Origin of the sequence: uncultured Thiodictyon sp. (genome assembly GCA_903837595.1) — a bacterium.
Classification (GTDB): Bacteria; Pseudomonadota; Gammaproteobacteria; order Chromatiales; family Chromatiaceae; genus Thiodictyon.
In genome coordinates this window covers 1-7,163 of record CAILVI010000576.1, presented here as the reverse complement: position 1 = coordinate 7,163, position 7,163 = coordinate 1, and the positions used below count along the sequence as shown (strand labels likewise).

The window sequence follows — 7,163 nt, the reverse complement described above, 5'->3', positions numbered from 1 at the left end:
GGCGTTCGCCACCGTCCGCTCCTACCTCTCGACCTTACACAAGCAATCCTTCGATACCTACCAAGCCTTGGTCATGACGTTCCAGGGCAACCCGCCGATGCCTCAGCTGGGGTAGCTTGGCCGGGGTACCTGAACAGTTACCCCGATTCGACTCGCACCATGTCGCGGCCCTTGGTGCCACAGATCGGGCAATCGCCAACATAGCGAACCAGGTACATGGAGTTTCGGGTGGCACCATCTTCCTTTCGCAGCTCTAACAGGTAGTCGTCGTTTGAGAAAGGTTGCAAAAGCAATGGCGCAAAAGCGACACGATTGGTAGCGAGGCGCATCTGCCAACCGAGGATCATGTAGGCGATCAAGACGGTCAACGTGCCGACCAGCCCAAATTTGAGAAAGGCTACGGTTGTGGATGCGAAACTCATGGCTACCAAGACGAGCCAGGACCAGAATGCGGTGATGATCAGCAGGATAATAAATACCCCAATGAAGACTTTCCCTCCCCATCCCCCGAGATAAAAACCGGTCTTCGACATCCAGTGCACCATGCGATTATCTGAGATGTGCTCCTGGCGATAACGCAACTGTGGCACATTGAGAAGGTCCACATCCGATAGCTGCTCGTCATCGGCCTGCTGCTCAAGGGGATCGAATCGGAATCCGTATTTGCTGTTCTTGCCAGAGCCGCCGCCCGGTAGCTTATGCAGGCGCGGCCGGCTGGAAATTCTTGCCGCGGCGAGCGCGTCCACGATGGTTGGCGATTGTCTTTCCCAAATATCCTCAAGCTTGGGCCAGTGATCAGTCATTCGACTCTTGGCCTTCTCTGGATCGGTGGCCCATCCATCTGTGCCAGGGATATTTGAGTCACGCAGTGACTCGCCGATATCCAGGGCCAGAAAACCCCATTTTTCTGGGTCCCGGGTCGGATTTAGGCATTCGGGGTCCTTCGCGACCAGTCCGCAGAGACCCCGTAGTAGTTTGACTGCCTGGGACCGATCGTTCCAGCCCTTTGCTGTTTTCTCTATGATATCCGCTAGTTGAGCGACTTCCTTGCTGTCCCAGACGGTTTCCAACCGGTTGGGCTCCTGTTTATCGGTGTCCTCCCCTGTCACCTTTGCCTCAGTTTCACCAGCAATCGTAGCTTCAGTAGGGGAGTCACCAATGGAAATCATGAGTCTGCTTCAGTCTTTTGGGGTCGATCAAGAGGGTCGGCTAGTGTCGGTTGAGGAGGTATGCCGCGGCAAGGCTTGCGAGTGCTGCTGCCCAGGGTGCGGGGAGGTACTGATCGCCCGCCAAGGGGAGGTGCGCGCCTGGCACTTCGCACACGCCAGCGATGGCGACTGTGTCGGAGCCGCCGAAGGTGCCCTGCACAGGGCTGCGAAACAATTGATCGTCCAAGAGGGGGCGATCCTGGTGCCGGGCTTGGAGGTCAAGGAAAAGCATCGGCTCGATGATGGCCGGCTGGGCGAGTCCGCGCTGGGGAGACCACCCGAGACCTGGACGTTGACCGCCGCCAGGGAAGAGGTGACTGTCGGTGACTACCGCATTGATGTTGCCGGCACCCATGATGGCAGCCCCGTATTCATTGAGGTCGCCGTGACCCATGCCGTGGAGGACAGCAAGCGCGAGGCGCTGTCGCGGCTCGGCGTGCATTGTTTCGAGATCAAGCTCGACCCCTATCAATACGAGTCCTGGACCTGGACCAGCTTGCGGCAGGAGATCCTGGAATGCATAGGGAATCGCGACTGGATCTTTCATCCTGATGCGGCTGATCTCGCCGAGCAGGCCCGGTGTGAGGCCATCGCCAAGGCATTCGAAAAGCCGATCCCGGCTGCTGCGCCGGAACGCATCCGGTTTCGCGTCTCCGAAGTGCCGGTCCATGTTACTGACCGCACATGGGCACTGCATCTCTGGTGGCCGTACAATGAGCGCGTCAACCCAATGCTGAAGGCCATCGCAAAGTCGCACGGTGGTCGCTACAACCCGCAGTACCGCAACTGGGTGATCCCGGTCAGTGCCAAGGCCGCTGTCTTGGAGCAACTCAACGGCATCGGTGCCGTCCGAGAGAACTGACGCAGTGGCACGATTGCTGTATCGTTTCGCTGAGCGACTCGCTTCCTGGTAAGGACCTGGTGGCCAGGTGCCCGCCGGCATCATCATGAGGAGACCGCCACCGAGTACCCCAAACGATGAAGACCCCGAGCTACCCCTGGAACTTCCGCCCCCGCTTGCGCGCCCGTGCCCTCGGCTGGCGCGGCTCCAGCTTGGGCGTTCAGCGGCTGAAGGAGGCCCTCGCCGAGATCAAGGCGGTCCACCGCACCGACCCCGCACTCGCGGCCGAGGGGGCGGTCCTGGTGCTGGAGCGGATCTGGCCGGCCTTCCAGGCGGTGGACACCTCATCCGGGTCCCTGGGCAATGCGGTCAACAAGACGGTCCATGAACTGCTGGACCTGCTGCTGACGGTGCCGGCGGACGATCAGACCTGGGAGCACTGGCTCGACCGGCTCTGGAGCGCGGTGGAAGAAGACGGGGTGGACTATCTCTCGGAGGTCGTCGAGCGCTGGGGCGAGCTGTGCCGGACGCCGGAGCGCGCCTCTCGGGCGGCCGATGACTGGGTGTCCGTGGTGCGGCTGAGCTGGAGCCCGGAACACCATGGCTACTTCCGCGGCACCACGGGCTGCCTCTCCTGCCTGCTCGCCACCGGGCGTTACCAGGAACTCCTGGACCTGATCGACACCGCGCCTTTCCTCTATTGGGACTATCGCCGCTACGGGGTCCGTGCCCTGGCCGTCCAGGGCCGCACCGACGAGGCGATCGCCTACGCCGAGGCCTCGGTCGGGCTCAACGACAGCCCCGCCGCCATGGCCCGGGCCTGCGAGGAGGTCCTGCTGGCCGCCGGCCGGTCGGACGAGGCGTACCGCCGCTATGCCATCATCGCCAACCGGGCCGGGACCCATCTCGCGACCTATCGGGCGATCAAGAAGAAATACCCGGGCAAGGCCGCGCGCGACCTCCTGGACGACCTGATCGCCTCCACCCCGGACGACCCGGGACGCTGGTTCGCCACCGCCAAAGGGCTCGGCTTCCTCGACCTGGCCGCGGACCTGGCCCGCCGCTCGCCGGTGGATATCGGCACCCTACTCCGCGCGGCGCGGGATCATCTCGAACAGGCCCCGGAGTTCGCGCTGGCGGCAGCGACCGCGGCCCTGCATTGGATGGCCAAGGGGCAGTTCTACGAGATCAAGGCGCTGGATGTTTGGCAGGCACGCAACCAAGCCCTCGCCGCCGCCGCGGCCGTCGGGCGCATGGAACAGACCCAGGCGCTGATCGCCGAACTGATCCAGGACGAGGCGACCGATCCGTTCGTTCGGAAACATCTGCAGCAAGCCCCATGACGGGCGGACAAACCGTGGGCATGGCAGCGAGTGACCAATCGAGCCGCGCCGCCCACTGAAGAACGGCACCGAGCGCAGCCAGGCCTGAGCGATCCCGGTTATGCTTTGGTCCATCCGAAGCCGTGCTCCGTGGGAAAGAGGGCGGGAGGATCAGTCGGCAGCGCTGAAATCGGAGAGCGAACAATCACGTGCTGCCTGGCGTCTGTCTCGGTCCAGGCGAGGACAGAGCAGTACGGCGGGTGACGGCCAATTCCGGACATACAGCTGGGTGGCGCCGACGGCGGCTTCGCCCTGATTCCGGTCACTGCCAGCCATGAGCTTGAAAGGTTGGAAGCGATCCAGACTGTTTGAATTCGGCCCTGCCGGTAGAATGCGATGGGCTGAGCAGGAAGCGGTTCGTGGTCGGCGAAGCAAGGGGGCAGAGCACTTTGTTACCTGAGCAGCTGGATGACATCATCGCCGAGGACACTCCGATCAGACACTTCGACCTCTTTGTCGAAGCCCTGGACCTACGTGCACTCGGGTTTGACGGTGTTGAGTCACGCGCAACCAGTCGCCCCGTATATCGCCCGGCTACCCTGCTGGCAACTTCATTCGGGCGGAGTTTAGCGGTACCTTGAATTGCTGCGCTACTCCATGTAAGTATTCGTCGAAGTCGCAGGGGCAGGTTAGATCCATGACCATAAAAACGATTATCGGTCGTTGCGGTGTTGGCGCAATTTAGTCATGTCCGGTTTGTGCAAGTTAGAAATGTCTACCCCAGACATGGCCGGTCCGCGCAGCGCGCAACGGGATCATCGACCGGACCACGCCAATGGTCTTTGACCGCCGGTGGTCGGGCAGCAGGAAAAGAAGTCGAGCAGCGGCCGATCAAACACGCCGCCACCAGGACTCGGGGCCGCCACATGACGGAGACTGCGGCGCGCGGAAAGGTTTAGCGAGCATCCGTAGCTCCGCGCTGCCGCAGTAGCGAGGCATGTGTCGATCCGACACATTCGGTTAGTCGTTCTTGCCCCAACTTTCTAACGTCATCAGGGGTCCAACATCCGGCGGCGACAAGCGCGAGATACTGTCCTCGGGACAAAGGCACTGGCAACTTCATGAGCGGCAGCGCTGCAGCAGGAAGGCCCATTTCAACCTGCTGCAAGATGCGGTCTAGTCCCAGCAGGAATTCCGGCTGATCCGGAAACAACGCGGAGAGAATCTGGTGTGCGGAGCGCAAGTGAAAGCGCGTCCCATCGGCGATACGCGTGATGTCTCCATAACTAACGGTCCCTTGAAAGGGATTTGACGAATAACGCGTCTCCAGCACATCGATTTGCGTACCTTCGATCCAGTCGTACAAGAGAGCGGCACGCTTGCACCGCCTCCAGAACTCGATCTCGTCGCGACAGTAACGCTGCAGCGTCCGGGTCATCGGATAGCCGTATCGCTGCGACACATCGTTCGCCCGAGTGCTCTCGCTTCGACCCCGCTTCATGACCGGCGTATAGATGGCATCCATCTCGTCTAAAACCTGCACTATCGCCAGCACCTGGGTGGGAACTGTTTGCGCTACGATAATTTGTTTCATCAATTCGACCAGACGCAGGCTCGACTCGAACGACAAGGACGATGCGCCGCAAGCGCGCCCGAGCAAGGTCAGATGAACGAGATTACCCTCCCGTTCTGCTAATCCGGCTTGCGACAGGCGCTCCACGAAGCCCTTCACCTCAAGCTCCACTGTCGCGATCCACTGAGGATTCGCGCGCGATGCCGAATAACCGCCGAAGGTGTTGACTAGCAGACCGGGAATTTCGGCCTCGAGCACGCCCCGCACTTGGCTGAGCAGGCGCAACGTCCAAGTCGGCAGGTCGCGCTGCTGGAAAGACGATTTCACATCTTCAGGCACGCCCAGCACGTACTTCTGGAATAGCTGCGCGCGCTCCATCGGAGTATCCGCGAGGATGATGGCTTTGCCGATCTCGTTGTAACCCAATCGCCCTGCCCGTCCAGCCATATTCTTGTACTCGGCGACGGTGAAATGCCTGCCGTCCTCGCCAACGAACTCGTTTTCCGCAAGCACGACTGTCGATGCAGGCGTATTGATGCCGGCAGCGAGCGTCGTGGTTGCCACCAGAGCATGGATACCTCCGTCGGCGTTGCGATAACCCTGCTCGATAACCTCGCGTTCCTTACGCAGAAGATTGGTGTTGTGGAACGCAGTACCGCCTGCGAGACATTCGCGCAAATCATGTGAGGCGCCGGTCAGGTCCTGAGTCGGCAATGCGTCGATGACTGCTGTCGCGGGAGCGAGACCAAGTGCCTTAGACAGATACTTGGCGCAGCCCTGCGTCGGACCCCGCATATTGCGGAAAACCAAAAGCTTTTCACCCTGCGCGATTAGCTGCTGGGCCAACGGCACGATCACGTCCTGCGAACTGGGCTTGTCGCGACGCTGCACGATGCAGTGTGCCGCTAACAGGGGGGAGATTTTCGTAGTACCATCGACATCGACGAACTGGAACGTCCCACGTCGATCAAGGACGCCCTCGACTAAGGGCACTGGCCGCTCACGGGAAATGAGCAATGGCACATTGAGCCAGCGATCGAAGTTGTTGAGGTTGCCGATGACCGCCGACAAGATCACGAGCTGAGGTTCGATACCGCGCTGGCGCGCTCTCAGCAAGAGCGCAAAAATAAGTTCGACCGTGATAGCCCGCGTCGGATCTGTGATGAACTGGCCCTCGTCCAGTACCACAAGGCCAAGCTGGTTCAGCAGGTGCGGCGATCCCAGTGCGAGATTGAGGAAGGTCTCATATGTGAAGAAACCAAGGTCATAACGGCCACCCAAGACGGGGGCAATACCGTCCGTCGCATCGCCACTGCATCGAACGACACGCAGACCAGCGGGCGCGTACCGTTTGCTGAACTCTTCGAATTTCTCGTTGACGAGTGCCCGGTATGGTAGAAGAAACGCAGCCTTCTTCCCCGCGACCACCGCCTGGACCGCAGCCAGCTCGCCGATCATGGTCTTGCCCGAACTGGTCGGCGCGACCGCCAGCAGCGACTTTCCTGCTAGTACGCCGTATTCGTTGACGGCTTTTATTTGCAAGGCATTGAGACCTTTAGGGAAGTGCATCGTCCATTGGTCGACTATTTCGGGCGGAAATCCGTGGGCAGCAAACTCTGCGAACACCCCCGACATTTGCTGGACCGCCCTCGTCGGGAACGCTGCAGCGTAATTTTCGCCAGGCCGGAGGGTCGGGAACACCAGACCGCCTTTTATGCTTCCCAAGAACACAGGTGTTTGCTTTACGCTAATGCGCTCAGCCTCGACGCGTGTCAGCCGAATGATCTCGCCAGCAATCTCCGGAAAACTGACCGAACCACTTGCGTTCCTCGTTAACGCCTCAATAAGCGCGTGCGTGAGCAGACCATGGCCGGTGCCTGGCTGTTCCCACGCCGACTCGTTGGGCGCACACGCAGCAAGCAAAATTCGCCCTTCTCCATAAATGCCGGCAAGCGCTAGCGCGTTTCGCGGACGGGCGACGGTCTCGATTACTCGCGCGGGCGCCTGGCCGCTGAAGCAGCAGTCAAGAATGCACAGCACGGCACGGGTGTTAGCGGCTGCGAAAAGCCGCGGAAAAGTGGCGAACGCAGCGGAGGATAGTCCCGGACTTTGGGGCCAGGGGGGCGCTCACTGAGGAGCGCCCGGGCGGGACGGATCAGAACGGATCGCTGGGATCGCCGGGGTCGAAGAGGTCGGGTTGGGCGTGGCGTTCTTGGGTG

4 protein-coding genes and 1 pseudogene are annotated in these 7,163 nt (G+C 60.9%); 3 read left to right on the top strand and 2 right to left on the bottom strand.

All coding sequences use genetic code 11. The features are described 5' to 3' along the window. Window positions 1–137: 137 nt before the first annotated feature. Window positions 138–1,169 (bottom strand): hypothetical protein, encoded by a 1,032-nt coding sequence (locus QZY44_RS35550; protein ID WP_295459228.1) that lies wholly within the window; start codon window positions 1,167–1,169, stop codon window positions 138–140. Here QZY44_RS35550 and QZY44_RS35545 point away from each other — a divergent pair. From QZY44_RS35545 to QZY44_RS35535, 3 genes and pseudogenes are all read left to right on the top strand, one after another. Continuing rightward, entirely contained in the window at window positions 1,159–2,070 is a 912-nt protein-coding gene (locus QZY44_RS35545) for a competence protein CoiA family protein (protein ID WP_295459225.1), read from the top strand. The two genes, QZY44_RS35550 and QZY44_RS35545, sit on opposite strands and share 11 nt — an antisense overlap. 116 nt (window positions 2,071–2,186) lie before the next feature. Then, window positions 2,187–3,392, top strand: a complete 1,206-nt coding sequence (locus tag QZY44_RS35540; RefSeq protein WP_295459222.1) for a hypothetical protein — start codon at window positions 2,187–2,189, stop codon at window positions 3,390–3,392. Window positions 3,393–3,772: 380 nt separating this feature from the next. Next, a pseudogene (locus QZY44_RS35535) lies at window positions 3,773–3,976 on the top strand (IS5/IS1182 family transposase); the annotation flags it as partial. 350 nt (window positions 3,977–4,326) lie between these two features. On the opposite strand, the gene QZY44_RS35530 reads toward QZY44_RS35535, so the two are convergent. After that, window positions 4,327–6,984, bottom strand: a complete 2,658-nt coding sequence (locus tag QZY44_RS35530) for a DEAD/DEAH box helicase (RefSeq protein WP_295459219.1) — start codon at window positions 6,982–6,984, stop codon at window positions 4,327–4,329. Window positions 6,985–7,163 lie beyond the last annotated feature (179 nt).